General features: G+C 44.5%; 24 protein-coding genes and 1 pseudogene. 9 read left to right on the top strand and 16 right to left on the bottom strand.

Features of this window, described 5'->3' with window-relative positions; translation table 11 throughout:
• Window positions 1-259: 259 nt before the first annotated feature.
• From BBH88_RS15060 to BBH88_RS15070, 3 genes are read right to left on the bottom strand one after another with little or no spacing between them, the layout of a single operon-like run.
• Window positions 260-1,174, bottom strand: coding sequence for a DMT family transporter (locus tag BBH88_RS15060; protein WP_065536576.1), 915 nt, complete (start codon window positions 1,172-1,174; stop codon window positions 260-262).
• A 54-nt stretch (window positions 1,175-1,228) separates the two neighbouring features.
• Complete coding sequence (locus BBH88_RS15065) at window positions 1,229-2,290, bottom strand: copper resistance D family protein (protein WP_065536575.1); 1,062 nt, start codon at window positions 2,288-2,290, stop codon at window positions 1,229-1,231.
• A complete protein-coding gene (locus BBH88_RS15070; protein WP_065536574.1) occupies window positions 2,287-2,835 on the bottom strand; it encodes a copper resistance CopC family protein in 549 nt (182 codons plus the stop codon). Before BBH88_RS15070 ends, BBH88_RS15065 begins: the two co-directional genes overlap by 4 nt.
• A gap of 166 nt (window positions 2,836-3,001) precedes the next feature.
• On the opposite strand from BBH88_RS15070, the gene BBH88_RS15075 reads away from it, so the two are divergent.
• Window positions 3,002-5,008, top strand: coding sequence for a bifunctional diguanylate cyclase/phosphodiesterase (locus BBH88_RS15075; protein WP_006829160.1), 2,007 nt, complete (start codon window positions 3,002-3,004; stop codon window positions 5,006-5,008).
• Window positions 5,009-5,109: 101 nt separating this feature from the next.
• On the opposite strand, the gene BBH88_RS15080 is transcribed toward BBH88_RS15075, so the two are convergent.
• The 5 genes and pseudogenes from BBH88_RS15080 to BBH88_RS15100 all read right to left on the bottom strand — a co-directional run bounded on the left by BBH88_RS15080 (window position 5,110) and on the right by BBH88_RS15100 (window position 11,111).
• On the bottom strand, window positions 5,110-5,577 hold the full coding sequence (locus BBH88_RS15080; protein WP_006829159.1) for a threonine/serine exporter family protein: 468 nt from the start codon (window positions 5,575-5,577) through the stop codon (window positions 5,110-5,112).
• 12 nt (window positions 5,578-5,589) lie between these two features.
• Window positions 5,590-6,369 (bottom strand): threonine/serine exporter family protein, encoded by a 780-nt coding sequence (locus BBH88_RS15085; protein ID WP_006829158.1) that lies wholly within the window; start codon window positions 6,367-6,369, stop codon window positions 5,590-5,592.
• A gap of 86 nt (window positions 6,370-6,455) precedes the next feature.
• Complete coding sequence (locus tag BBH88_RS15090; RefSeq protein WP_065536573.1) at window positions 6,456-7,595, bottom strand: zinc-dependent alcohol dehydrogenase; 1,140 nt, start codon at window positions 7,593-7,595, stop codon at window positions 6,456-6,458.
• Window positions 7,596-7,699: 104 nt separating this feature from the next.
• Window positions 7,700-9,804 (bottom strand): annotated as a pseudogene (locus tag BBH88_RS15095) (beta-propeller domain-containing protein).
• A 125-nt stretch (window positions 9,805-9,929) separates the two neighbouring features.
• The gene (locus BBH88_RS15100; RefSeq protein WP_006829155.1) at window positions 9,930-11,111 is read right to left on the bottom strand and encodes an alanyl-tRNA editing protein; all 1,182 of its coding nucleotides are present in this window, start codon (window positions 11,109-11,111) and stop codon (window positions 9,930-9,932) included.
• A gap of 380 nt (window positions 11,112-11,491) precedes the next feature.
• Between BBH88_RS15100 and BBH88_RS15105 the strand changes: the two genes are divergently transcribed.
• The gene (locus BBH88_RS15105; protein WP_065536572.1) at window positions 11,492-12,403 is read left to right on the top strand and encodes a diacylglycerol/lipid kinase family protein; all 912 of its coding nucleotides are present in this window, start codon (window positions 11,492-11,494) and stop codon (window positions 12,401-12,403) included.
• A 69-nt stretch (window positions 12,404-12,472) separates the two neighbouring features.
• Here the strand turns inward: BBH88_RS15105 and BBH88_RS15110 are convergent, their stop codons facing one another.
• Entirely contained in the window at window positions 12,473-13,639 is a 1,167-nt protein-coding gene (locus tag BBH88_RS15110) for a saccharopine dehydrogenase family protein (RefSeq protein WP_065536571.1), read from the bottom strand.
• Window positions 13,640-13,657: 18 nt separating this feature from the next.
• The gene (locus BBH88_RS15115; protein ID WP_006829152.1) at window positions 13,658-15,139 is read right to left on the bottom strand and encodes an aldehyde dehydrogenase family protein; all 1,482 of its coding nucleotides are present in this window, start codon (window positions 15,137-15,139) and stop codon (window positions 13,658-13,660) included.
• 392 nt (window positions 15,140-15,531) lie between these two features.
• On the opposite strand from BBH88_RS15115, the gene BBH88_RS15120 reads away from it, so the two are divergent.
• Window positions 15,532-16,386: a MerR family transcriptional regulator gene (locus BBH88_RS15120; protein ID WP_238323338.1), complete on the top strand. Its 855-nt coding sequence runs from the start codon at window positions 15,532-15,534 to the stop codon at window positions 16,384-16,386.
• On the top strand, window positions 16,379-16,507 hold the full coding sequence (locus tag BBH88_RS19840; RefSeq protein WP_006829150.1) for a hypothetical protein: 129 nt from the start codon (window positions 16,379-16,381) through the stop codon (window positions 16,505-16,507). Before BBH88_RS15120 ends, BBH88_RS19840 begins: the two co-directional genes overlap by 8 nt.
• 45 nt (window positions 16,508-16,552) lie before the next feature.
• Here the strand turns inward: BBH88_RS19840 and trhO are convergent, their stop codons facing one another.
• The 4 genes from trhO to BBH88_RS15140 form a co-directional block, all read right to left on the bottom strand.
• Window positions 16,553-17,515, bottom strand: coding sequence for an oxygen-dependent tRNA uridine(34) hydroxylase TrhO (gene trhO / locus BBH88_RS15125; protein WP_006829149.1), 963 nt, complete (start codon window positions 17,513-17,515; stop codon window positions 16,553-16,555).
• Between the two features lie 232 nt (window positions 17,516-17,747).
• Window positions 17,748-18,698 (bottom strand): 2-hydroxyacid dehydrogenase, encoded by a 951-nt coding sequence (locus tag BBH88_RS15130; protein WP_006829148.1) that lies wholly within the window; start codon window positions 18,696-18,698, stop codon window positions 17,748-17,750.
• 75 nt (window positions 18,699-18,773) lie between these two features.
• Complete coding sequence (locus BBH88_RS15135) at window positions 18,774-19,385, bottom strand: DedA family protein (protein ID WP_006829147.1); 612 nt, start codon at window positions 19,383-19,385, stop codon at window positions 18,774-18,776.
• 13 nt (window positions 19,386-19,398) lie between these two features.
• Window positions 19,399-20,487 carry a metallophosphoesterase gene (locus BBH88_RS15140; RefSeq protein WP_065536570.1) on the bottom strand — a complete coding sequence of 363 codons (1,089 nt, stop codon included), beginning with the start codon at window positions 20,485-20,487 and terminating at the stop codon, window positions 19,399-19,401.
• A gap of 328 nt (window positions 20,488-20,815) precedes the next feature.
• On the opposite strand from BBH88_RS15140, the gene BBH88_RS15145 reads away from it, so the two are divergent.
• The 5 genes from BBH88_RS15145 to BBH88_RS15165 all read left to right on the top strand — a co-directional run bounded on the left by BBH88_RS15145 (window position 20,816) and on the right by BBH88_RS15165 (window position 24,230).
• On the top strand, window positions 20,816-21,163 hold the full coding sequence (locus BBH88_RS15145) for a lmo0954 family membrane protein (protein WP_065536569.1): 348 nt from the start codon (window positions 20,816-20,818) through the stop codon (window positions 21,161-21,163).
• 13 nt (window positions 21,164-21,176) lie between these two features.
• Window positions 21,177-21,815 (top strand): PspA/IM30 family protein, encoded by a 639-nt coding sequence (locus BBH88_RS15150; protein WP_065536568.1) that lies wholly within the window; start codon window positions 21,177-21,179, stop codon window positions 21,813-21,815.
• 63 nt (window positions 21,816-21,878) lie between these two features.
• On the top strand, window positions 21,879-22,577 hold the full coding sequence (gene liaF, locus BBH88_RS15155; protein ID WP_006829143.1) for a cell wall-active antibiotics response protein LiaF: 699 nt from the start codon (window positions 21,879-21,881) through the stop codon (window positions 22,575-22,577).
• Window positions 22,574-23,620 carry a sensor histidine kinase gene (locus BBH88_RS15160; protein WP_065536567.1) on the top strand — a complete coding sequence of 349 codons (1,047 nt, stop codon included), beginning with the start codon at window positions 22,574-22,576 and terminating at the stop codon, window positions 23,618-23,620. The genes liaF and BBH88_RS15160 overlap by 4 nt, the downstream gene beginning before the upstream one ends.
• Window positions 23,595-24,230, top strand: a complete 636-nt coding sequence (locus tag BBH88_RS15165; RefSeq protein WP_006829141.1) for a response regulator transcription factor — start codon at window positions 23,595-23,597, stop codon at window positions 24,228-24,230. Before BBH88_RS15160 ends, BBH88_RS15165 begins: the two co-directional genes overlap by 26 nt.
• Before the next feature lie 46 nt (window positions 24,231-24,276).
• Here the strand turns inward: BBH88_RS15165 and mbcS are convergent, their stop codons facing one another.
• On the bottom strand, window positions 24,277-25,854 hold the full coding sequence (gene mbcS / locus BBH88_RS15170; protein WP_065536566.1) for an acyl-CoA synthetase MbcS: 1,578 nt from the start codon (window positions 25,852-25,854) through the stop codon (window positions 24,277-24,279).
• A gap of 25 nt (window positions 25,855-25,879) precedes the next feature.
• A complete protein-coding gene (locus BBH88_RS15175) occupies window positions 25,880-26,446 on the bottom strand; it encodes a YIP1 family protein (protein ID WP_006829139.1) in 567 nt (188 codons plus the stop codon).
• Between the last annotated feature and the right edge of the window lie 3 nt (window positions 26,447-26,449).

Consider the following 26,449-nt stretch of genomic DNA (forward strand, 5'->3'; position numbering starts at 1 on the left):
TCTAGTTTAAACCAGAAAAACGATGCCTCTTTAGGAGACATCGTTTTTATTGGATTGATATGGTTTGGAATATCAGATTCTACTTTCATTAGTCGCTTCGGCCGCTTTGGGCATAGCTCCCACAAGAAGCCAGGCAAAGTACGCCTGTCTGCTTGCTTCGCTTAGCCCGTGGACGCGCCTGCGCTAAGCTACTGGATGAACAAAGCGATTCGATTATTTTCCTTAGCTCAATGAATAAAAAATATAGACTTGCCTCTGCCTAATCCGTCCGCAGCTTTTTCTTTTTCGGATTGCCGGCCAGCGATAGCCATGTGACAAACACCAGCATGCCCAGCGCGCCGACCAACTGAACAGCCGAGAGCACCTGCCCGAACCAGAACATGGAAATGACCATCGCTGTCAAAGGTTCTAAGGACGAAAGAATGCTGGTTTCAACGGCAGTGATGTAGCGCATGCTGCTGAGGAACAGCACAAAAGCGGCTGTTCCAATGACGATGATTGCAAGAATTGCTCCAATAACCGGCAGTTCGGTTAAAATTGGCCACTCGCCTGATAAGAAAACCGGATTTACCAGTCCCAGAAAAATTCCGCCAAAAAGCATCGACCATCCGACAACGAGCAGGACTCCCCATTCCTTCATAAGGCGTGTCGGATACAGCGTATAAAAAGTAAAAGCCAGCCCCACCAATATCCCCCAGAAAAAGGCTTGTCCGCTGATAATCAGCTGATCGGGTCTACCATTGGTCAGCAATAGGAATAGTCCGGCCAGTGTTCCGGCCATGCCGATAACCTGATAGCTTGGCGGTACTTTTTTATGGGTGATGGAAACGAACAAAATAATGTAAACAGGAGCTAAAAACTGCATCAAGGTTGCTACCACAGCGTTGCTCGCTTCAATCGCTGCGACAAAGCTATACTGGACACCGAGCATTCCCAATATGGAGAAAATCAGCAGAGGGCGAATCCAGGTTTTATTGCGGAAGATGGCTGTGACGCTTACACCTTTCAGCTTCAGGAAAAGTAGCAATAAAAATCCCGCCACTATTAAACGGATCGTTAAAAGAAACGGGACGGAAATACCGTAAATTTCCATAGTCCATTCCTTCAAAGGACCGGTGGCTCCCCACAGCATGGCCCCAATCAATATCATGGAAATCCCTTTGAAACGTTCCATATCCGCACTCCTTTCCATAGAAAAACCAATCCCGAGAGATTGGCCTGCAATTATTTAAAATGACAGATTCAGCATCAAGCCCACATAAAAACTGATGATAAATCCGATGCTGAATAGGAATGAAAGCCAGGCATTCAATTGACGCGAAAAGCCTGCCAGCATCAAGGTCAATAATAATAAGCTCAGCCCCATCAGCAGCAAGCCATTCAGCGTCCAATCCATCACAGCAGTAAGCGGGATGGATAAAGGCCCTGCCAATTCTTCAACCAACCACCCACCGCCTTCGATCCGCAGCGTATCATTGACATCATGAGGCGGTGCCTGCTTACTCATAAACGCCGTGAAGACAAAGACGATAAGCAGCAGGATGCTCTCTATTTTTAACCAAGCTTGCTGAAAAACCTTTTTCTTATTAAGAAAACCATTGATCAAAGCTGCCAACAGCACCGGAATGATGCTGACGTGCTTCAGCAGCAGCAGTTGTCCATAAGGTAAAGCCCAGGAATTTGCATAATCAGTTGGCGCAACGAAAAAGAACATGATGACTATTCCGCTGCCGATAACCGCTGCTACACAGAACAAGGCAAACGGTGTGAACCATGACAGAAACCGACGCCAATTTGTTCCGTCTTTCGCAAACCATGCCACGTGAAGCAAGACACCCGCCCACATCGACATAAAAAGAAAATGAATCGAATGAAGAGCGAATCCGGCCCACAGATCAAGCGTCGAGATATGGCTGTAGAAACCAACAGTCAGTATTAGCAGAAACAAATAAAGCGCTTGAATATACCGGCTGCCGTCCAAATAAATGGTTACAACCAGGATAGTGCTAAGCAACGATGTAATCAGCCATCCTTGCCCTACGCGAAATCCGGTAATGGCATTCAGATAAGATTCACTCCAGCCTTGGCTGCTTTGGAAAAACACAGCTAATTCATAAACCGGGCTAAACGATAACAAAATGATTCCCAATGTGCTGAGCACTAGCAGAAACTTGGATGTGGACAGCTGTGGTTTTTGGTCTTCTGGCACAAACTGCAGCACAATGGAGCCTGCTAAATATGAAAAAGCAAGATACAGCAAGATATCTGCAAATGCAGTGGAAAATATCATTTTTTCTTCATCAGCAATTTATAGATTCCGAAGATCACTGCAATAGCAACGAGTACAAGTAGAATCGTTACAATCGGATTGCTGTCGTTTTCAGTTTGGACTTCTGCTGCTTCGGCTTCCTCTGAAACCGCAACCGTTTCTTCTTCTAGCTCTTCAGCTTCTTTGGTCCCAGCCAGAGCTGCCACCACTTCTTCGGCTTCAATAGAGACACCAAATGCAATTTCCCCTTCAATCGGATGTCCGTCTTCTCCGATGATGGTCCAGAGAATACGATAACTCCCATTGTCCAATGTTTCGCTGAAATCGCCAACCATCGAATCTGCCATTATAGTAATGCTGTCGAATTCGAAAGATTCGCTTTCTCCTTCGATGGTCATTGTACTGCCTTCTTCAATTTTCGTTCCGAAAATCAATTCCACTTGTTCCAAAGCCTCTGTTACATTTTCACCTTCTGCTGGGGTTGATGTCAGTAATGTTGTGTGCGCTTGAACTGAAAAAGGTGATATTAATATCAGGAATAATATTACAAAAAATTTTTTTAGCATTTTCTTACCTCTATTTTCATATGATTTATGCCTATTCTCTCACGATTGTCAATGAAAGGATAGTGGAAAATCCGTGAATTTCCTATAGAGATTATTTTGAAAAGGATGACGATAGACCGTTTCTTCTCTATAATGAAAGTACACTACGGTTAAGGAGCGTCAAAGAATGAGTGAATTGCAAGGAAAATTAGCTGACACCCTCGTTTTTAACCATATTCCTTTCCCCATCATCATTATAGATCAAAACGGCTTGATTGCCTGGTGTAACCAGCATGCCGAGCGCGTTTTTCAAATAGAATCCGAAGCAGTCAAAGGCCAGTTTTCTCCTTATATGAATCCTGAAAAAGCAGCATTAAGCAAGCATTCATGGGATAAATTACTGCACACTGAGGAACCGGTAAAATTTGAAGATGTGGAAATAGAATTGGGCGATGGAATAAAGGCATATACATCAGTTGTAACCAAATCCTATACTTCCAACAACGAACAGTTCGTCATGACCATTTACGAACTGGATGAAGCAGATGAAGAAGGCTCTGCCCCTAAAGAATTAAATCATTTGCGAAATGGTTTGGATGACTCATTCATGCTGCTTTATTTTGATGAGGAATTTTTGATCACCTATGCCAATCCATTGTTTTTAAAGCTGAGCAAATGGACGCCGAAACGAATTTTAGGCAAGCCTGTCTGGCATATGTTTGGAGACGGTGAATCGGATGTTCAATTTGTCGATTCTATCCTAACTACATTAAGACAAGGCAATGTCTGGAACGGTGAAGCGAAAAAAACGAAAAAAGACGGTGAAATTTATTGGGTAGATTTAACAGCTATCCCTATGCAGCTTTCCAGCGATGACACGTACTATATTTTCCTGGAAAAAGACATAACAGCCAACAAGAAAGCCCAGCAGCATCTCGAAGAAATTGCTTTTATCGACCCTGTTACAGGTTTGGAGAACCGCCATCGTCTTGAACAGGTGGTCAATGAATACATAGAGGAAGGACGCCACTTCTCCTTTATTTTCCTAGACATTGACCGTTTTTATACTTTGCGTGACTTATCGGATACAGACACTGAAAACGAATTGCTCACCGAGTTCACTAAGCGTCTGCGGATGTACTTTTCAGACTCCATCATTACACGCGCGGGCCTGCACGAATTTGCTTTGATTACACCATTGAGCAATTGGTTTATTGAAGGCTTTCTCCATTACCTTAAGCAGCACCCAATCTATCTGCAGGGTACGGCGGTTCCGATGACGGTCAGTGGCGCCATCACGAAATACCCCGAAGACCAGCAAAGCTTCATGCATTTGATTAAAGCTTCCTATGCGACGATAAAAAAAGTGAAAGATCGTGGAGGCAGTGCCATTTCTGCACTGACATCGGATGATCATGAACGATTGAACCGCAAAGCCCTTATCGAAAAACGCCTTATCTATGCATTAGATCGTAGAAATTTGCAGCTCCTGTACCAACCGCAGGTAAATTTGAACAACGGCAAAGTCGAACGCGTAGAAGCTTTGGTTCGTTGGACCGATTCAGAAATCGGCGTGGTCACACCTGACGAACTGATTCCGATTGCAGAAGAAAATGGGTTGATCAACGAAATCGGCAGCTTCGTCATCGAAACAGTCTGTCGGCAATTGAGTGACTGGCAATCAAAAGACATCGACCTACAGATCAGTATCAACTCATCTATCCGTGAGTTCCGAGACAAAGATATGACGAAAATGCTGCTCGAGCAATTAAAAATCAATAATTGTAAGGCCAGTTCATTAATGATTGAAATCACTGAGAAATTCGCTCTTGAAGCCGAGGCCGAACGTTCGATCATGACTCAGATGAAAATGCTTCACCAGGAAGGCATAAGCTTTGCACTGGATGACTTTGGAACTGGCTATGCCTCGTTCCGCTATATGCTTATGCTACCAATATCTTCATTAAAGATAGATCAAATGATTATTCAATCCATCACCAAGCAAGAAAAAATACAAAGATTAATCAACGGCATGATTCAATTTGGTAAATCCCTTGATTTCCAAGTAACGGCTGAAGGCGTTGAGACCAATGAGCAATTTGAACTTTTGCGCGCTATGGGCTGCGACAGCCTACAAGGCTATATCATCGGACACCCGATGAGCGCCACAGATCTAGAAAAATGGCTGGGGTAAAAAGAAAAGCGTAAGCGCTCGAAAGAAGAACCGCGAAGACTGAACAGAACATAGAGACCATACTTTCAAAGACATAAAAAAATGGGTCTGATACACAAGAATCACTCTTGTGTCAGGCCCATTTTTCTCTGTATTCTTTTTGCCTGCCGCTTAAAGAATAGCTGCATCAGTACTTCTGCAAAGACCAACCCCATCGCAACAGCCCCCGAGATCATTAGTGCTTCGGAAGCAAAAGCAATGGCTTCCAGATAATTGTTTTCAACAATGTTTCGCATAGCATTGTAAGCCTTGCTTCCCGGAACCAATGGAATAATTCCGGCGATGCTGAAAATAATCATCGGCATACGAAATTTCTTAGCCAGCAAGTGAGCCACGATGGAGACAGCAAATGCGCCAGCGAAAGATGCTTGCACTGAATCATCGAAGGCAAGAAAGAATGTACGGTAGATGAGCCAGCCGCTCATTCCGACGAGGCCACAGCTGACTAAAGTTCTGCGCGGCGTATTGAAGATGACGCCGAATGCGCCAGCAGCCAAAAAGCTGAGAAATGCTTCCAGTGGCCAGTTCATCTGATCTCCTCCTTAAAATGATAGTACTACTGCGATGCCGGCGCCAATAGCAAAAGCCGTTAAAAAAGCCTCTGCTCCTTTAGATAACCCGGATACAAAATACCCAGCCATCAATTCCCGTACCGCATTGGTAATCAGCAACCCGGGAACCAATGGCATGATGGAGCCGATGATCAATGTATCCAAGTTCGTCGCAAACCCGGTATAGACAGCGATGGAGGCGAGTATCCCGACCACGAAAGCACCGATAAATTCAGCAAATATCTTTACCCGCGTCTCTGTCAAAATAGTTTCCACAATGATGAACCCGATACCGCCAATGATAAACGGGAAAGGCAGGTTAAACCAGCTGCCGCCAAATAAAATAAAAAAGCAGGCACTTGCTGTTGAAGCAGCTAAGGTCTGAACCCATATATTAAATCGATAATTGGTTTGGTCAATGATCATCATCTCTTCGTAAGCTTGTTGCAATGTGTATTCCCCAGCCACTAATTTCCGTGAAACGGAATTGACAAGCGCCACCCGTTCCAAGTCGGTCCCTCGGTTATTGACACGGACAAATCGCGTAGCCAGCTCTTCACTTGGAGAAAACATGATGCCTGTCGGTGTCACAAAACAATGGGAGTTTATCATGTTTTGTGAAACTGCCATTCGGATCATCGTATCCTCGACACGATAGGTTTCAGCTCCGCTTTCCATCATGATTCTGCCGGCCAGCAAAAAACAATCCAACGCTAGTTCACGTCTGGTTTCTCCTACTTGTGTCACGTGTTTTTCCCCTCTCACTGTCATTTTCTTTACTCATCATAACTCACATGGACAAAAAATTAAACGCCCCGACGAGTCGGGGCGTTTAATTGAGTGCAACTTATGAACAGCTATGGTTTTAATATAACTTTCGTACACTTGTCCTGATGGTCATTAAAGATTTGATAGGCATCACTGGCGCTTTCCAATGGCACAATATGTGAAATGATTTCGCGCGGATCGAATTCTCCGTTTTCGATTTTTTCATATAGCATTGGCATCAAGTGAATAACTGGAGCCTGCCCCATTTGCAAAGTGACATTTCGTTCGAACATATTTCCAAGTGGAAATTGGTTATAAGTCAGTCCGTAAACCCCTGTCAACTGGATTGTCCCAAACTTGCTGACTGCATCTTTTGCAATGTTAATGGCACTTAGTGTACCACCCTGGAGCATCAGCTTTTGCTGGGCAGCTTCTGCTGGGGATTTTTTGCCGTCCATTCCGACGCAATCGATTACGACACGCGCTCCACCTTGAGTGATCTCGTGGATTAAGGCACCTGTATTGTCATGCTTACTGAAATCGACAATTTCTACATTATTGATTTTTTTGGCGAGTTCCATTCTGTAGGGAATTTCGTCGACTGCAATAACGCGGCTGGCGCCCTGCATCCAAGCAAATTTCTGTGTCATTAGCCCAATGGGGCCACATCCCAGAACGACGACAGTATCACCTTTTTTAACTCCAGCGTGCTCGACACTCCACCAGGCAGTTGGCAAGACATCTGATAGGAACAATAGAGATTCGTCTTCCAGTTCAGAGGACTCTGGAATTACAAGAGGCATGAAATTTGCATAAGGCACCCGTAAATATTCGGCTTGTCCCCCTGAATAATCACCATAGCGTTCGGTCAAACCAAAATACCCCCCAGTGTCGAAATGAGGATTGTCATTTGAATTGTCACATTGGCTTTCCATTTCATTGCTGCAGTAAAAGCACTTTCCACAGCTGACGTTAAAAGGAAGAACGATACGATCTCCTTTTTTTACTTTCGTGACATCTGGACCGACTTCTTCTACGATTCCCATTGGTTCGTGTCCGATGACTGTATCTTTTGTTGTCGGTAATGCACCTTGATAGATATGCAAATCTGTCCCGCAAATAGCGGTTGAAGTGATCTTTACGATAATGTCATCTTTTTTCTGAATTTCAGGATCTTTGACATTTTTCACCTGCATATTTTTTATTCCTTGAAACGTTACTGCTTTCATCGATATCCCTCCAGTTATAATTTCCAGAATACTTTTCAACTTCCCTTTTTCTGCTTATTAAAAACATAAAAAAGAAGAGGCCTCTGTAAGTAGGCCTCTTGCTATTATTTATCAAACATCATACTGCTGATTGGTTCGAATGTTTCCAAATCATAGCTCTTGATTTCGCCATTTGCTACTGTATACAGCTCCTCGCCAATATAGAGAATTCGCTGAGTAGCGGTGTTCCAATCTTCGTATTGATTGTTGGTTTGCTCGATCAAGCTTGCCGCTTGCGAAATTCCGTCTGGTGTTATAGTATAAATCAGCGCGCCTTCGCCTTCAAATTCCACATAGTCACCCGCAGATTCTTCGTAAAGGGCTGCCGGAAAACCGAACAAGTTTCTCTCCTGATGCGTAAACAAAGCTTTGTGATCGTATTGAAGTGTCGAGTACGTTCCTGCCCCCCGATAATCTCGGTATCTCTCTCTACCGGGGCTGTAAAGTCACTGACATCGAACAACGAGATCTTCATACCCCCTGTAACCACTCGCGGTTCTCCGTTCTTGACAGTCACCAGTTTGGTGTCGTAACCAAAGCCGATTAAATGGTTATCATCCAGCGGGTGCAAGTAATTTGAGAAGCCTGGTATTTTTAGTTCTCCTAGCACTTTTGGAGAAGAAGGTGCCGAAACGTCTATGACAAAAAGCGGGTCTGTTTCTTTGAAAGTTACCATATAAGCCTTGTCTCCGATAAAGCGAGCTGAATAGATTCGCTCTCCAGGAGCCAGGTTTTCAACCGATCCCACCTGGTTCATCTGTCCGTCGAGAATAAACAGATGATTTTTCGATGGAGATGTTAAATCCCATGTAATTCCTTCTGTCGTGACTACACGGAAATAGCCATTGTGCTCATCCATTGAAAACTGGTTGAGCAGAGAGCCCGTTATTTCTGCAGAAGCCAGAAATTCAACAGTTGTGCCATTTAAACCGAACTTGAAAACTTCCGTATTGGCCTGCTGCGGCATCCACATTGCCATTTCCCTGCTGTCGCTCATTTCTTCATCGCTCAAAGGAGTATAGGCAGAGGCCGTCAAATAGAGATTTTCTTCATTCATATAAAGTTGTTCGCTGCCGCCTAAAAATCCCTTAGTGGAGATGTCATTGGTTTCAGGGGCGTCTAGCTCTATGGTCGTTATGACGCTGTAGCTTCCTTCCATGGTTCCAGGCAGAATTGCAATGCTGTTATAAGGCAAGGGTTCAAGGTCTCCGCCGTTGTTTGAGTCATAGCGATGTGGACGCAATTCAGGTTCGTCTTGTTCTTCCAAAATCCAATAATCCGGATAGACATTGGTTACAAAGTATAGGATGTTGCTAGTCAGTCTTGCGCCGCTCAAGTTTCCTTCAGTACCAAATTCGCGGATCAGCTGAGGTGATTCGGGGTTGCTGACATCGTATAAATCGACCGAGGTGATGCCCAACTGCGGCAATTGGCTACGAGGCAGACGAAAGTCGTCGATTGGCATGGCAGAAAAACGACTGCCCAGCACCACCAATGTATCGTCCGACAAGAATAGCTGCTGCGGATAGGTTTCTTGTGTGAAAGGCAGCTCAGCTGCGACCGCCATTTGCTGTGGATTTTGGATATCTGAAATGATGACACGCGATTCACTGATGGAATAGATATATGAACCATCCGTTTTCACCAGATCGGCTTCATCCACGCCAGCCACTTGATTGTTGGTGGTTGAATAATCTTCTCCGCCAGTCCCCTCGCTTTCACCGGCCGCAGAGTCAGTCGATTCTGCTGTTTCTTCTCCACTTTCTACAATTACTCCGCCGTATCGCTGATTGTTCTGCTCCATTTCCATCAGCTGTGCAAAATAATTGCGCAGCTCTTCTTCGTCTGAAAGCTGCTCTAATCGTTCCTGCACAACGAATGAAATTTCCCTTCTGACTAAACTTTTCATGAAATTATTTTTCAATGCTTCGCTTTTAATATGCAATTGATATTCACCGGTGGTGATTACAGGGATTTCCAGTGTCTTTCCATTGTCGTGCAGAATCATTTCAACATCGACCTGGTCACCCTGTGCATCCGTGATGTAGACATCTCCTTTATCAATGGCATCCTGATGCAGCGAAGAAGAAAAGTTAGCTTTCCAGCCTTGTTCAGTTAAAGCAACAGAGGAAGCGCTTACCGATACTTTGTCATTGAAAAAAACAAACATCAGACCAATTACTGCTACCGAAATGGAAACTATGATCCAAACCTTTTTCTTCTTCACAATGCTTCACGCCCTTTCAGACATCCCTTTTTCCATTAGACAGAGAAGCACCAGAAAAGTTTCACCTTTCATTTGAAACTTTTCAAAGTTTCCCTAAAGATCTTTTGGAATGCTTCTGGCGCTTCAGAAGTTTTGCCGCCGCCTTGTACAAATTGTACGTTTCCTCCACCTTTGCCTTCAGTCAATGCCAGAAGCCGCTCTAGCGCTTCCCTCATATCGCCCGGTGCCTGTTCACCTTTTGCGCATACCAATCGCACATCATCGTTTGTAATACTGATGAACAGCAGGGTCGCCGAAGCATGCTTAACGATTACAAGGCGGGCTAGTTGCTGTAGCTCCTTGATTGGGCGGCCTTCGAAAACTCGTTCCACCACGCCATTGGACGGGAGAATCGTTTCTGCTTCGAGACCTAACATCTGTTCCTGAAGATTTTTAATTTTTTTATCAGCTACAGCTTTTTCAGACAGCAAGATTTTTGCAGCCTCTGATAATCCAGCAGCCGGTTCATTCAATTGGACCACCAGTTTGTCTGTAGTTTCCAGCAGGAAGCTAAAATACTCCAATGCACGACTCCCACATAAAAAATAAACCCGCATGCCACCTTTTGCCTTTTCAGTGGAAATGATTTTCAATAGGCCGATATCTGCCGTATTTTTTGGATGGGTGCCTCCACAGGCATTCAAATCGATACCGTCGATCTCTACCAGACGAACATCTCCTTCCATTACTGGCAGTTTCCTCAGTTCAATTGCTTTGGCTTCTTCGTTAGTAACCCAGCGAGTAGTGATTGCTAGGCGTTTGCTAATGAGATGATTAGCCATCTTTTCCACGTCTTTCAGCTGTGCGGTTGTCGCTGTATCCAAATCCAGATCAATGGATACACGCTCTGTTCCCAAATGAAAGCTTTGGGTTTTCAAGCCTAGACTGTCTTCAAATAAAGCGCTTAACAAATGCTGACCCGCATGCTGCTGCATATGATCCCATCTTCTTTGCCAATCCACTCGGGCAGAATAACTTTCTTTCGGCAGCTGAATATCTGTATAATGACGGATCTTCCCTTCGACTGTCTGAACATCCATTACTTTCGCAGGTCCGATTCTTCCTACATCCGCTGGTTGTCCGCCGCCTTCTGGGTAAAAACAACTTTGATCCAAAATGGCATAGTAGCCTGCTTCGTCGTTTGCACTGTCTAACACCTGCACGGATGCTTCTGAAATTTCCGAATCCTGGTAATACAATTTAATTGTCATATTGACACCTCTTTTTTGTCAGTCTATATAAGTTGAACTAAAGAACTTACCTGTTACACACCGCTTTGGGCATGGCTCCGCCCAACCCGTGGACGCGCCGGCGCTAAAGAAACTCCTAAAAATAAGTGAACATCTGTCTTTTCACTGTTTCACTAGAAAATATGGAGCAAAACAGCAGAAAAACCGCAGTTGCCTGAGGAAGCAGCGCAGTGACTGAAGAGGTTTGGCGCTCGCCCACGGCAAGCGCCGCTGGTTTGTGGAATATAAACATGATAAATGATTAGTTCAACTTATATAGTTATTTTGCTGATTCCGATTGTTTACAGAATCTCTCTTAGTGGAATTATAGAAGTAAATAGAAATACAGGAGGACACACGAAATGCCTAAGTTCAATCGTTCCGTATTATTGTATAACGGCAATGCAGGAGCGTCTATGATAGACTCTGTTCTGAAGCTGGCCGTTCCCCATCTGGCTGAGGCTTCCAAGTCACTCGAGCTGATCCAAACTGCTTCATCAGAAGAGTTCGAAAATGCCTGTCAGAGGGCTGCAACTTATGCCGACGTTCTGTTTATTGCCGGGGGCGATGGAACCGTCCATTCTGCGGTCCGAGCTTTGTCCAAGCTCCCTGCCGCTCCCCCAATAGCAATAATTCCAAGCGGTACCTGCAATGATTTTGCGCGCACCTTGAATATTCCCCTAGATCTGGGTCTGGCTTCTTCAGAACTGGTAAATGGAGAAATCAAAGAAATCGATACCGGAAAAATCAATGGCGGTTCGTTTCTTAACTTTGCAGGAATCGGCATGATTACCGATGCTTCTTCCAATATCGATCCTAATCTAAAAGAACGCTACGGGAAACTCAGTTATTTTATGAGCGCGTTGCAGTCCATGCGGCAGGCAACTCCATTTCCCGTGCATTTGAAGATCGATGGTATCAGCTATGTTGAGGAAGGCGTCCTGGTGCTGGTCATGAACGGCAAGTCAATCGGGACCCACAACTTCCCGCTGGCAACAATCGACCCGGCAGACGGCCTGCTGGACCTGTTGATTATTCAAACCTCATCCTTAGCTGCAGTGCGTGAGTGGTTTTCATTGTCTCAACCTGAAGTTGTCACAGAAGAATTGGAACACATCATCCATTACCAGGGACGATCCATCTCTATCAGAACTGATGAAGAGCTGGATGTCGATACCGATGGCGAAATCTATCTGACAACCCCGCTGGATATTGAGATTGTACCCGGGAGCCTGAAAATGCTGGTTCCGAAGAAGGTTGAAGAGCTTGTTTAAAACACAGAAAAAGGATGGTCCCTACAGGAGCCATCCTTTTTCTGCTTTATTTTTCGTGCAGACAATCCTTTAATTCTGTAAAGCGGAACGGTGGATGGTTTCTTTGATATCCACGCCACGCTTCGCCATCTCTGCTATATATCCCTCTCCAGGAACAATCATTTCTGGAGGATAAGCCCCCGGTTTGTCGATCATTCCCTTGCCAATCATCTGCGCGACTACTGAAATGGTATAGGCCGTTGCACGTGCCATTGCAGTGACTCCTGTTTCCCGGTCTTTCATCGTTACCATATTGTATTCGTAGCTGAGTTCCTCCCCCGCTTTTACGCCTGATACCAACACCCGCAAAACGACGGCATCCTGCTTGTCTCCAAGCTCTGTTATGGGTTCGAGCACTGCTTTTAAGACCGAGCGAAGTTTTACATTACGTCCTTCCACTTCGACCGTTTTTCTCCGATCTGTAAAGCCTAGATCTACTAGCAGCTTGAATTTATTAGCATGCCCTTTATAACGCAAGGTTTTATACTCCAATGAATCTACATCGCTGAAGGTATCCGTTAAAGTCGATGTCCCCCCAGAGGTATGGAAAGCCTCCAGTTCACCGAAACCTTCAAATTCCACATGTTCGATTTCGGATAAGGACTCTACCTCCAGCAGCTTGCCATCGCGTATCACATGCGATTTGTCTGTGTAATGGTCAAAAACACCTTCCAGCGAAAAGACATGATTGTATTCCAGCGGAGGTTCAGGGTGGACAGGGATTCCCCCAACAAACAAGCGAATATCAGACACCTGATCCAGCTTACTGGCGCCGTAACCGGCAAGAATATTAATCATGCCGGGTGCTACGCCCAAATCAGGAATTAGTGTGACTCCTTTCCGTTGAGCTTCGTCGTGCATCTCTAGCACCGCGTCCGTCGCTCCCCCGATGTGACCGCCCAAATCTACAGAATGAACACCGCATTCGAGGGCAGTGGCCGCCACTTTCTCATTGAAGGTGTAAAATAGCGCATTAATAACGATGTCCCCCTTCGAGATTACTGCTGACAATGCCGCGTCATTACTGGCGTCCAACTCCACTACTTCCAGCTTGCTGGTGCCCAGTTGCTCTTTGAAAAGTGTGGCTTGAATCGTATTCCGATCTGCTAAAAAGACTCGTTCCACAGCCTCATCGGCAACCAAATCCCTAGCCGCCTGCTTCCCCATCAATCCTGCACCTAATACGACGATTTTCATCTCCCCATCCCCTTTCTATCAGGTTTCGTTATCGATTTGCGCGCGCTGCAATTTTCCGCTGTAATCGACGTAGACACTCTTCCATTCCGTAAAGACATCCAGTGCTGCAACTCCTGAATCACGGTGACCATTTCCGGTACCTTTTGTGCCACCAAACGGCAAGTGAATTTCTGCGCCCGTTGTTCCTGCATTTATATAGACGATTCCGGTATCCAAATCGCGTTGCGCTTTAAATGCTCGATTAACATCTGCCGTATAAATTGAACTGGATAATCCATAAATTACACCATTATTGACATCAATCGCCTCTTCAAAACTCGCCACTTCAATCATTGAAACAACAGGTCCAAAAATTTCTTCTTGCGCAATACGCATGTCCGGCTCTACATCTGTAAACAATGTCGGAGCGTAATAGTTTCCTTTATCGTAAATACCTCCTGTCAGAATCTCCCCGCCCGCGAGCAGCGTAGCTCCTTCTTGTTGACCGATTTCGATATAGGAATGGATTTTTTCAATAGCTTTCCGATTGATGACCGGTCCGACTTTGATCGTTTCGTCAGTTCCGTCTCCAATTGTCAAAGTTTCCATTTTCAACAATAAACGCTTTTGTAGCTCTTCTTTAACATCTTTATGAACAATTACTCGGCTACAAGCCGTGCAACGCTGACCCGCTGTGCCGAATGCACTCCAAAGGATTCCTTCGACAGCTAAATCTAAATCTGCATCTTCCATGACGATGACAGCATTTTTGCCACCCATTTCGAGGGATACTTTTTTCAGATTACGGCCTCCCGCTTCCGCCACTTTACGGCCGGTCTCTGTGGATCCAGTAAACGATATCACTCGCACGCCTCCATGTTCAATAAGTGCAGTTCCGACTTCTGAACCCGCTCCAAAAACAATATTGGCAACACCTTCTGGAAGACCGACCTCTTCGAATATCTTCGCCATTTCATAAGCCATCATGGGAGTTTCCGTTGCAGGTTTCCAAATAAATGCGTTGCCTGCCACAATTGCCGGAAACGATTTCCAGGTGGCGATTGCTACAGGGAAATTCCAAGGAGTGATCAATCCTACTACACCGATTGGTGACCGGATGCTCATCGCAAATTTGTCAGCCAGTTCTGAAGGTGTGGTTTCGCCAAACATTCGTCTTCCTTCTCCTGCCATATAATAAGCCATGTCGATTCCTTCTTGAACTTCGCCGCGACCTTCTTCGATGACTTTCCCCATTTCTTTCGTCAATACTTGAGCGAGATGTTCTTTTCGTTCTTTCATCAGCCGACCAATTTCATATAAATAATCTGCGCGTTTAGGCGCTGGTACTTTTGCCCATTTTTTTTGTGCTGTCTGTGCTGCTGTTACTGCTAAGTCCACATCATGCGCGGTAGACATTCGCACTTGTGCCAACTCTTCCCCATTTGCCGGATTCAAAACAGGTCTGAATTCTGCCTGCTCTGTCTGTTGCCACTTACCGTTCACAAAATTAGTTAATTTCATTGTCATTGCCCCTTTCTCCCACTAGTTTTTGAGAGCACTTTTAATTTCATTATTTCACAGTTATCTAGAAAATAATAGGAGATATCTGAAATATCTGATTTTTAATTTTAAATCGTACCTAGTCGAACTATAATGAACCCCAAAAATGGGGGTTTTCAGCTGTTCTAAAGATATACATACAAAAAAATTGTTTTCCCTTCTGCTAAGCCCCCAATGTTCCATCCAATCCAGAATCGCTAAAATGACTTAACCAAGTTTACACTTTCAATTTCTGTTGTCGCTAGAGCCCCACTTTTAATCTTCGCAATAAGACAAAAATAATACATTTCAAGGTCTTTTCCACTAAACTATTGACACTGACGGTGCGTTATAGTGTATTTTATAAGAGAGAGGTGATTAGATTGTACAAAGTACAAGAAGTGGCAAAAATAGCGGGCGTCAGTGTACGGACTCTCCATCACTACGACAGCATCGGTTTATTAAAACCATCAAACATCGGGACCAACCGTTACCGCTACTATAATGGAGAAGACTTGAAATTGCTCCAACAGATTTTATTCCTGAAAGAATTGGATTTTTCGTTAAAGAAAATACAAGAACTTGTGGCTGATGGCTTTGATCGGGAATACGCATTATCACAGCATATCGAGTTGCTAGAACAAAAAAAACAGCGCATCGAAAATCTAATTCAAAATGCAGAGCGCACGCAACAGGAGCTTCAGGGTTCACAGAGCGTAACGGATGCAGAACGTTTTTCCGCATTCACCAGTAAAAAGACGGCGGATCTATTCGAGAGATACCAAAAACCTGAAATCGATTTACCTGTACTTGAGCCGACCTCAGCTCAGGCAGAAACTTTCCATGCTGCTCCTAGGTACGGCGAGGAATCAGCAATTGCTGTTGCTACTGCTCCTGTGGAAACTGCTTTAAACAAAGAGCCAGTCGAACCAGAAAAAGAAGAAGAAGATTTAGATGAAATCAACCGCGAAGGAGACCGTATTTATAATACCGTCGCGAGCTTGATGGATTTGCCTCCACAGACGGAGACCGTCCAAAAAGAAATGAAGGCATACTATACTCTTTTGAATCGTTTCTATGAATGTTCACCGAGAATGTTCCGTGGATTGGGTGACCTGTATGCATCAGACAGTCGCTTCGCAAACAATATCGATCAGCACGGTCAAGGTTTAGCTAACTACTTGAAAGACGCGATGTATGTCTACGCTGAAGGGCTGCAGGATGCGTGAACTCATCGGACCTTGCAGCAACTGTGGTAAAGACGTCTATTGCCGTGATGGTTTTTTGGATGGGGTTTACGTAGATGGAGAACTGGTCTGCTTTGACTGCCAGGAAGAAGTTGAAAAATAAGTAAACGCAAAAAAAGCTGCCGATGGATTCGGCAGCTTTTTAATCTTATACTTCAGTTGTTTCTTTTAATACGTCCAAACGTTCCTGTACCTGTTCTCCAGTCAAACCGTGTTCAAAAGCATAACGGTTACGTGGGTGTTCCCGGCAGCCAGCTGAACATGAACGCATGTACTTATGCTCGTTTTCTTCAGAAGCCAGAATCTTTGCGTTACACTCAGGATTTGCGCAGTTTACGTAGCGTTCGCAAGGTTCGCCTGTAAAATGATCTTTTCCGACAACGATGTGCTCAAGATGATTAACGGGCACAGCGATGCGCTCATCAAATACATATAATTGCCCGTCCCATAGATCCCCTTTCACTTCAGGGTCTTTGCCATAAGCGACAATGCCACCATGTAATTGAGAAACATCCTCGAAACCTTCTTTTTTCAGCCAGCCCGAGAATTTTTCACAGCGGATTCCACCTGTACAATATGTCAAAATTTTCTTACCTTCAAACTGTTCTTTATTTTCACGGATCCATTCCGGCAAATCACGAAAGTTTTCAATATCGGGACGAACGGAATTCCGGAAATGTCCAAGGTCGTATTCGTAATCATTTCGCGCATCCAGTACGACGGTGTCTTGTTCCTGCATTTGTTTATAAAATTCAACAGGTTCCAGATAAGTGCCTGTCAATTCGTTTGGATTGATATCTTCTCCCAGTCCAAGGTGTACAATTTCTTTTTTTGCACGAACGTGCATCTTTTTGAATGCATGGCCTTCAGTGGCATCGATTTTAAAAACGGTATCCGAGAAGCGAGAGTCGCTTTTCAGCATTTCCATATAAGCTTCAGTTTGTTCAATGGTTCCTGAACATGTACCATTGATTCCTTCATTAGAAACAAGAATACGGCCTTTCAGCTCCAGCTCTTTACAGGCAGCTAAATGCTCGTCGGCAAACGTTTCAGGATCTTCCACCTCTACGTATTTATAATAAAGTAAGACATTGTGTGTATGATTTTGCATGAATCATACCTCCTATTTCCTCAATTTGCTTCTGCATCAGAAAAGACAGCAAAACCTAAATCATTTTACAATAAATAACGGCAAACTACAACTCGTGCCTGGATGGAAAACAGCAGGCAGGAGTATACACCTGATTTTCTAATCAAATTCTTGAGTTTATATACTGGCTTTTTAACGAATATATTTAAGCTCGAAAACGCAGCATTGGCAGCAGCAGCCTTTTCTCCGCCATTCAGCAGACCCTGTTCTTTACCGACCGGTTTTCGAGGCAAGCCTTTATCGCTTCAGCGTTCAGAGCCATCATCTCCAAGCGGGTCTGGACAGTAGCACTGCCGATATGCGGCAATACCGTAACATTCGGCAGCGTCAGTAGCGGGTGATCCAACGGAACCGGTTCCTGTTCAAAAACATCCAGCCCGGCCCCCCAGATTTTTTTCTCTTTCAAAGCTTCATATAAGGCCATTTCATCGACGATACCGCCTCTCGCCACGTTGATCAGGCAGGCAGTTTCTTTCATCAGCGCCAGTTCTTCCGCTCCGATCATCCCTCTTGTTTCCGGTGTCAGCGGCGTCAAGATCACCACGTAATCCGAAACCTTCAGCAATTCTTCGAATCCGGCGTAGCGCACGTCTTCCAGACTTTTGCGCGTTCGATTGTGATAAAGGATATTCATACCGAAGCCTTGAGCGCGGCGAGCTACAGCTTCACCGATTCGTCCCATCCCGATGATTCCAAGCGTCGCACCTCCCACATTCTGTCCAGTCATTCCCATCGGTGTCCAGGACTTCCACTCCCCTGAACGAACGATTTTTTCCGCTTCCATGATTCTGCGGGCAGTTGCCAACAATAAAGCAAATGTTAAATCTGCAGTCGATTCAGTTAAAACCTCGGGTGTATTGGTAACCGTAACTCCATACTTCCGTGCTGCCTCTAAGTCAATATTATTGTAGCCAACTGCCAAATTGCTGACAATCTTCAAGTTAGGCGCATTTTCAAACACTTCACTATCTATCTGATCAGACAGCATGGTCCAAAGTGCATGTGCTTCTTTCGCTTCTTCAAGCAATTTTTCGCGTGGTGCGTGAGTCTCTTCTTCCGGCCACATCCGGACTTCGTATTGTTCTTTTAGTCCAGCAACTGCCTGATCCGGCAACTTTTGCGTAATGAATACAATCGGCTTCATCAAAATCCTCCATCCTCTATTATTCAACAATTATAACAATTTAAAAAACTGCCGGCAATTGCCAGCAGTTTTCCGTTAGTGGCGCACTCTAACTTTTTTCACGTAATACCAAACAGCTCCTACTGCCGCTAGAGCAATCAAAGCATAAACGACGTTGGAATAAAGCCCTAGCTGACGCATGATTTGTTCTCGGTTGTCGCCCACCGCTTCACCCACGAACACCAGTATGGTATTCCATAGCAGAGTTCCGAGTGTGGTAAACGTTATAAACAACCAAAATTTCATATTCGACATACCTGCGGGAATGGAAATTAAACTGCGTACCAAAGGGATCAAGCGGCCAAAAAATACTGTCCAAACTCCAAATCGTTCAAACCAGTCATCCGCTTTATGTATATCCTCCTTTTTCACACGAAGCCAATTGCCATATTTGTCTATAATTTTCTCCAGACGCTCAACATCTAGCAACAAACCAACGCCATACAGGACCACCGCTCCAATGACCGAGCCAGCAGTTGATGCTAAAATCACACCTGGTATCGTCATCGTAGTTGTAGTCGTCATAAATCCGCCGACCGTCAAAATGACTTCTGATGGAATCGGCGGGAACACATTTTCCAACATCATAAGAAAAAATATACCGAAATAGCCATAATCCGACATAACTGAAGTAATCCAATCCTCCATGTAACCACTCCTCTTAAGAAGATGGCCGGAAATTCATAGTTACCGACCACAATTCAGAACGGCTTCCGATACGCAAGGGCGGTCCCCAAAAACCAAATCCTGAAGACACGAGAAAATGCGTCTTTTCTATTAAGCGATACCCATAATCTAGTTCGAAAATTCGCTTTGTCAATAAATGATTGGGCCACATTTGACCTTTATGCGTATGACCGGACATATGCAAATCTGCGCCTAATTCTTTTGGCGTATTCAAATCGGAAGGTGTGTGGTCCATCACAATCCAAGGCAATGCGCCTTTTTCAGGTTTCAACTCGCGTAACGACAGCCGATTACTATTTGTGCGGTCTTCACGTCCCGTCAAATAGAAACGATTAGCAATTAAAATAGTTTCGTCTCTTAAAATTTTCACACCTGACTTTTCCATTACCTTTACTAGCAATGGAATTTTCTTGCCGTAATATTCGTGATTTCCTAAAACACCGTAAACACCAAGAGATGGTTTCAGTTGTTCCATAACTTCCGACATACCATAACGTGCATACCATACCGGATCATCGTCCACTAAATCACCTGCTAAAAATACAACATCCGGATCGAGCGCGTTTGTTTTTTTAACAAAGCGTCGCAAATGTCTTTTCCCCGATAAAAAACCTAAGTGAAAATCGGAACCTATGACCATATGAAGTGGTTCTACCGCTTGACCTTCTACTGTAATCTCAAGCTTTCGAACAACCGGACTGTACGCCAAATAAGTTCCGGCAAGGAATAGCATGAGTAAAATAATTACTGTTAAGGACCCTACAACGAACACATCGTTTTTTAAATCTACCACTAGCACAACAACATTCGCCGTCGGAATCAGCAAAATTGCATACTGCAAAAAAGCAAACCAATACGAACCCAGGATCGTAAAACCAAGCCATTTATGACCGATTCTTCCAATCACATAGCTAAAAGCAATAACGAACCAAAAAGCCGCAAAAAGCCACAGATTAACACCATCTAAAAAACTTATAAGCCAGAAATAAACCGCCCAGCCCAAATACGCAACAAGCGCTGTATAAATTAATAACATACTACCGATGCCCGCGACTATTTTCATAAAAACACCTCTTTCTTCTTTTAACATGAATCTCTGTATGAAAAATAGTATAGCATTCCAACTCATGCCCTTCGCAAATGAACTCCTGATTACCCGCTCGCAAAGCGTCGCCGCGCCCACGGGCTAAGCGAAGCCAGAAGACAAACGGGCTTTGCTTGGCTTCTGGCGGGAGCTATGCCCAAAGTGGCCGGCGCGATTAAAACACACCTATCCACCTTACCTAGACGCTTCTACGGCTCAAGACCTAGTAAAAGATGCAGTCAGAGACCGTATTGGAAAATCCACTTTCTTAGTATGATTAGGATAGAAATTGAGAGGAGGAAAAAAGATGAACAAATTTTGGTTAATTACCCTCGGCATCATTGCCGGAATCGTCGCACTTTCCAATATCGGATCAATATTCGGGTTGGCAGTATCCTTATTAATCATCTATGCAGGGGTGCATTACTATTTAAGAAGCCTATCCACATTAGCTAAAGTATGGTGGGCATCCGTAGCTGTTGTTGGGGGGATTTCAGCCATTTCGAATGTGCCGGCTTTGATTGGCGTCGCCGCCCTCGTCGCTTTGTGGATCATCTACCGCAAATGGAATGGCCAAAACGTTTCTGTTGTAGCTGTAAAAGAAAGCGATCCATTTACGAATTTTGAACAGCAATGGAATAAATTAAGCAAATAAGGAGGAACCGAAAATGACAACTTTATGGGACCGTTTCAAATTTGCCGTCGCAACCGACCTGGATACTGTCGTTGCAAAAAAAGAGGAAAAAAATCCACTCGTTTTGCTGAATCGCTATATTACAGAAGCAGAAAATCAAACAACGGCTACTGGAAAATGGGTGGAGCGCCAAGCTCAACTGAATGGTAAACTGGAGAAAGAATTGGCTGAAGCATCTGCTATGCTCGACAAGCGTCAAAGTCAGCTGGGACTGGCAAAAACTTCGGGCGAAAGCGATCTCGCTGATTTTGCAGCAATGGAAGTTCAAGCCTACGCTGCCCGGGTCGCGGTGCTGCAAAGCAACTTGGGTGAAAACATCGCTGAACTGACGGGGCTAGAGCACCGTTACGAGGAAATGAAGCATAAAGTGAAGGACATGAAAGTAAAGCAGCTACAATTGATGGGCAAGGAAAACGCAACGCGCGCTCATTACCAAATGGATAAAGTGATAAGCCCTGAACTCGTCGCTGAACGAATTGGTTCATTTGATGATATGACATCTTATATCACGACACTTGGTGCTAAAGTCGAAGAACGACACGAGCGTTCAGCGATGGAACGCCGTCTGGAATCTTTAGAAAAAAATAGCACAAACCAAAAAGAAATTGTTTAAACTGGCGTGAGAAGAAGTTTTCTTCTTCTCATTTTTTCTGATACAAAGAAGGAGGCAAAAGCCATGCAGCATTTTTCAACAAATAGACAAACATTTTTTCTATTGAGTGCCTTATTACTGATATTCGTGGAAGCCGCCTTTTTCGGAAACGGCAGTGTGTTTTTGATCCTTCTTGGTATCGGAACGATTTACTATGCATTAAGAAATAAGGGCAAATATCGTCGTTCTTACTTTTGGACAGGCGCTTTTCTTATTGGTGTTTCAATTTTGTCAATGTGGAGTCTACGTCTGATGGTATTCGGTCTTGCAGTTTATTTACTGCTTCGTTTATGGAAAGGCGAAGAGTGGCTTCAAACAGCACCCGTCTACGGCGCGACAGACAAAGGGCTGATTCAAAACAAAGTCATGTCAATACAAAGCACAGCGGTTGAGGCTTATGAATGGAAAGACATTCACGTGCAAGGTTTTATCGGTGATATCCTAGTAGACACGACACAAACTGTATTACCTAAAAAAACATCACTCATTTCCATTCGGCAAGGCTTCGGAAAAATTCAAGTTGTTGTACCTTATGAAGTTCCTGTCCGCATCTTTTATTCCACACTGCTAGGAGAAGCTCGCTTTTTCAATGGCGACAATCAGCGAATTCTTAATGGTACGATTCATGCGGAAGATGGTTATCCAGCAGACGAAGGCAATAAAGTCGAATTGATCGTCTCTGTGACCACTTGGATGGGAGATGTCGAGGTGATTCGCCGATGAGACAAATTGTCCCGCGTAGTCTATTTTTCATTTCCCTTTTCGCTTTGATCGTCTTCAGTATCTTGTTTGCTTTACTTGGCTTGCCATCGTTTAAGAGTTGGGCTGTTTTATGGGAAGATTTTATTGCTGGACTGCCGCTCGGCATTTGGCTAATTGTTCTCATGCTCGCTTTGTCTATCGGTATCTCGTGGTGGACTGAATCGCTGTCACGATCAAAAGTACAAGAAATCGAAGAAATTTTCCAAGCTCTCCTGAGGAATGAAGACAACACCGTCGTTCAAGCAGCGCATATGAAAACTTTGCCCCGTAATTTATCCAGCTCAATCTTCAAACTACAAAAGCTTCTTGAAACACAACGCAAAAGCTTAACGCGCATTGCCAATGAACGTGCAGAAACGCAGGATCAGATCATCCAGGAGCGTTTGATTGTGGAACGTCAACGGCTTGCCAGAGAGCTTCATGACTCTGTTTCCCAACAGCTTTTCGCGGCTTCCATGCTGCTGTCATCTATGACTGAAAGCGAGGATGTGCAGCCCGGATTACTGCAAACAGAGAAGATGATCCAGCAGGCGCAATTGGAAATGCGGGCGCTGCTTCTGCATTTGCGTCCCGCTGCTCTTCACGACAAAAGTTTACGTCAAGGACTATTTGAATTGGTCAGTGAGCTGAAAGAAAAAGTTCATTTTACAATTGATCATAAATTAGAAGAAGTGCCTTTGCAAAAAGGGGCAGAAGATCATTTGTTCCGCATTGCCCAAGAAACTTTATCCAATACCTTGCGCCATTCAAAAGCAACCGAAGTTCATATCTTATTTGTCGAGCGCGACAATTTCGCGATTTTACGCATACAGGACAATGGCGTCGGATTTGAAAGTGAACAATCCAAATCGACTTCTTACGGTCTCAAGCATATTGAAGAACGCGCCATTGAAATCGGTGCCACGAGCAAAATTATTTCAGTGCCTTCGGAAGGTACGATTGTGGAAGTAAAAGTTCCGATTGAAAGGAAGAAAACCCATGATTCGAATCTTATTAGTGGATGACCATGAAATGGTGCGCATAGGTGTCTCAGCTTACTTACAGTCTCAAAAGGATATGGAGGTTGCCGGTGAAGCCACAAACGGACAAGAAGCCGTGCAAATGGCATTAGACTTGCGACCAGATCTAATTTTAATGGATATGGTCATGCCCATCATGAATGGAGCAGAAGCGACAAAAGCCATTATCGACCAATGGCCACAAGCGAAAATTATGATTGTCACCAGTTTTCTTGATGACGACAAAGTCTACCCAGCTCTTCAAGCGGGTGCCGTCAGTTACATATTGAAGACTTCGAAAGCTTCACGGATCGCCGATTCTATTCGTGAAACCATGAACGGTATGCCTGTTCTTGAACCCGAGGTTATGACTAAAATGATGAAGCAAATGCGCCATGAACGCGTCCTGCACGATGAACTGACAGAACGCGAGACAGAAATCCTTCTGTTGCTCGCTGCCGGGTTGACCAACCAGGAAATTGCTGATCAATTATTCATCGCCTTGAAAACAGTCAAGACCCATGTCAGCAATATCTTGGGGAAATTAGAAGTTCATGACCGGACCCAAGCAGTTATTTATGCATTTCAGCATAAACTCATATCTCCCCCTAAATAAACCTAAAAAATACCGGACAGCTTAAAAGCTGTCTGGCATTTTTCAATTATGCATTTAATTTCCGTAGTTCCACGCGGCGAATTTTGCCCGAAGCAGTCTTTGGGAGCTCATCCATAAACTCGATGATGCGCGGATATTTATAGGGTGCCGTAATTTGCTTAACATGGTCCTGCAGCTGCTTCACTAAAACTTCTTTATCTGGGAAATCGTCTGGATTGCGCAAAACAACATAAGCTTTAACGATATTACCGCGAATCTCATCCGGAGCGGCTACAACTGCACACTCCTGTATCGCTGCATGCTTCATGAGTGCATCTTCGACTTCGAAAGGCCCGATCGTATAACCCGAGCTGATGATGATATCATCACTTCGTCCTTCGAACCAGAAATAACCATCTTCATCACGTGTCGCCTGGTCTCCGGTTAAATACCAATCTCCCCGGAATGCTGCCTTTGTCCGCTCGGAATCCTGGTAATACTCTCGGAACAATGCCGGACAGTCACGGTGAACGGCGATATCCCCCACTTCTCCTATAGCTGTCGGTTGTCCTTCGTCATTGATGATATCAACCGGATTTCCCGGCGTCGGTTTGCCCATCGATCCCGGTTTCACTTCCATATCCTGGAGCGTTCCGACAAGCAGAGTATTTTCTGTCTGCCCATAACCATCACGAACATTAATTTCAAATGCTTGCTGGAACGCTTCAATCACTTGTCGATTTAAAGGTTCTCCAGCAGACACTGCAGACCTCAATGCTGGCAGTTTGTAGGAGTCCAGATTCTCCACTTTCGCCATGATCCGGTATTCTGTCGGTGTACAGCAAAGGACATTGATCTGTTCATCTTTCAATAAATCCAGGTATTTCAAGGCATCGAACGGTCCATTATAAACAAATGCTGTGGCACCAAGTGTAATGGTCGATAAAAACGGACTCCAAATCCATTTCTGCCAGCCAGGAGCAGCAGTTGCCCATACCATATCGCCGCTTTGGACACCTAGCCATTTTGTTGCTGCTGTCCGCACATGCGCATAACCCCAGCCATGGACATGCACTACGCCTTTTGGATTGCCGGTAGTGCCGGATGTATACGATAGAAACGCCATGTCTTCACGGTGGGTCTGCACGCCTTCGAATTCCGGCGTTTCTTTTTCTGCCAGTTCTTCGAAAGATTGCCAACCCTCTTCTGTGCCACCAATGATCAATTTATTGTTCAGCGCATCCACTTTTTCATCAATAGAGTTGGTCTCCTTGGTGGTTTTGTAATGCGCGACGACTCCCTTGGCACCCGAATGGTGCATCCGGTAAACCAAATCTTTTTTCCGAAGCATTTCTGAACATGGAATTGCCACAATTCCCGCACGCAGACAAGCCAAATACGTAATATAGGCTGCTGGAATCCGAGGAAGGATGATCAGCATTCGATCGCCTTTCTTAATGCCGAGCTTTAACAATACTTGAGCGTATTGATTCATTTTGCCAACTAGCTCTTTATAAGAAAGATCTTCCCGATTGCCGTCACCGTCAAGCCAGCGAATCGCCAATCGGTCGCTTTCTTCTTTGTATTTCTCCAACTCCGAAGTAATATTGTAATGCTCCGGAGCAATTAAATCTTTGAATTCCATAGGATAGCCTCCATTCTATTTTTCTTCACACCTGCGGGATAATCAGGTAATAAACGCTTGCTAAAAACACGAATGCTGCCAATGCTGCTAAATAAGCTTTTACGGTTGTAAAATTTTGAGTTGTTTTGATGATTTTGGAACATACAAAGTACATCCAGATAATTCCTACTACTAGCAGTATATAGACCAGCGGATGGCCATTTCCAGCATTCGCCAGATACGGAGCACCTAATAATCCAGGGAGCAGTGCAACCGGCGCCGCGCGATTGATGTCACGCAAGAGCCCTTTTCCTCCAAGTCCTTTTGACCCTGCCCAAAGCAGCAGTGCCAGACCGATTTTTGTAATAAAAGCCATCAATAACCCGAAAAGAATGAAGATCGCCGGAACAATGAAATTTTGCAGCAAAGTTGAATCGTAACTTGCTATGTATGGGGCATTTGACGCGATTGAAATCGCGCCATAGCCCAAGCCAACGATAAACAGTAACAGATTGCTCACCCATTGGGTTTTCGGCAATTCTAAAAATGACCGAAAAGATGAATCATTTAAAGCAACCATTTTTCCGACCATTTTACTCACCCTTTCTTTCATTCC

Source organism: Planococcus antarcticus DSM 14505, from assembly GCF_001687565.2.
Classification (GTDB): Bacteria; Bacillota; Bacilli; order Bacillales_A; family Planococcaceae; genus Planococcus; species Planococcus antarcticus.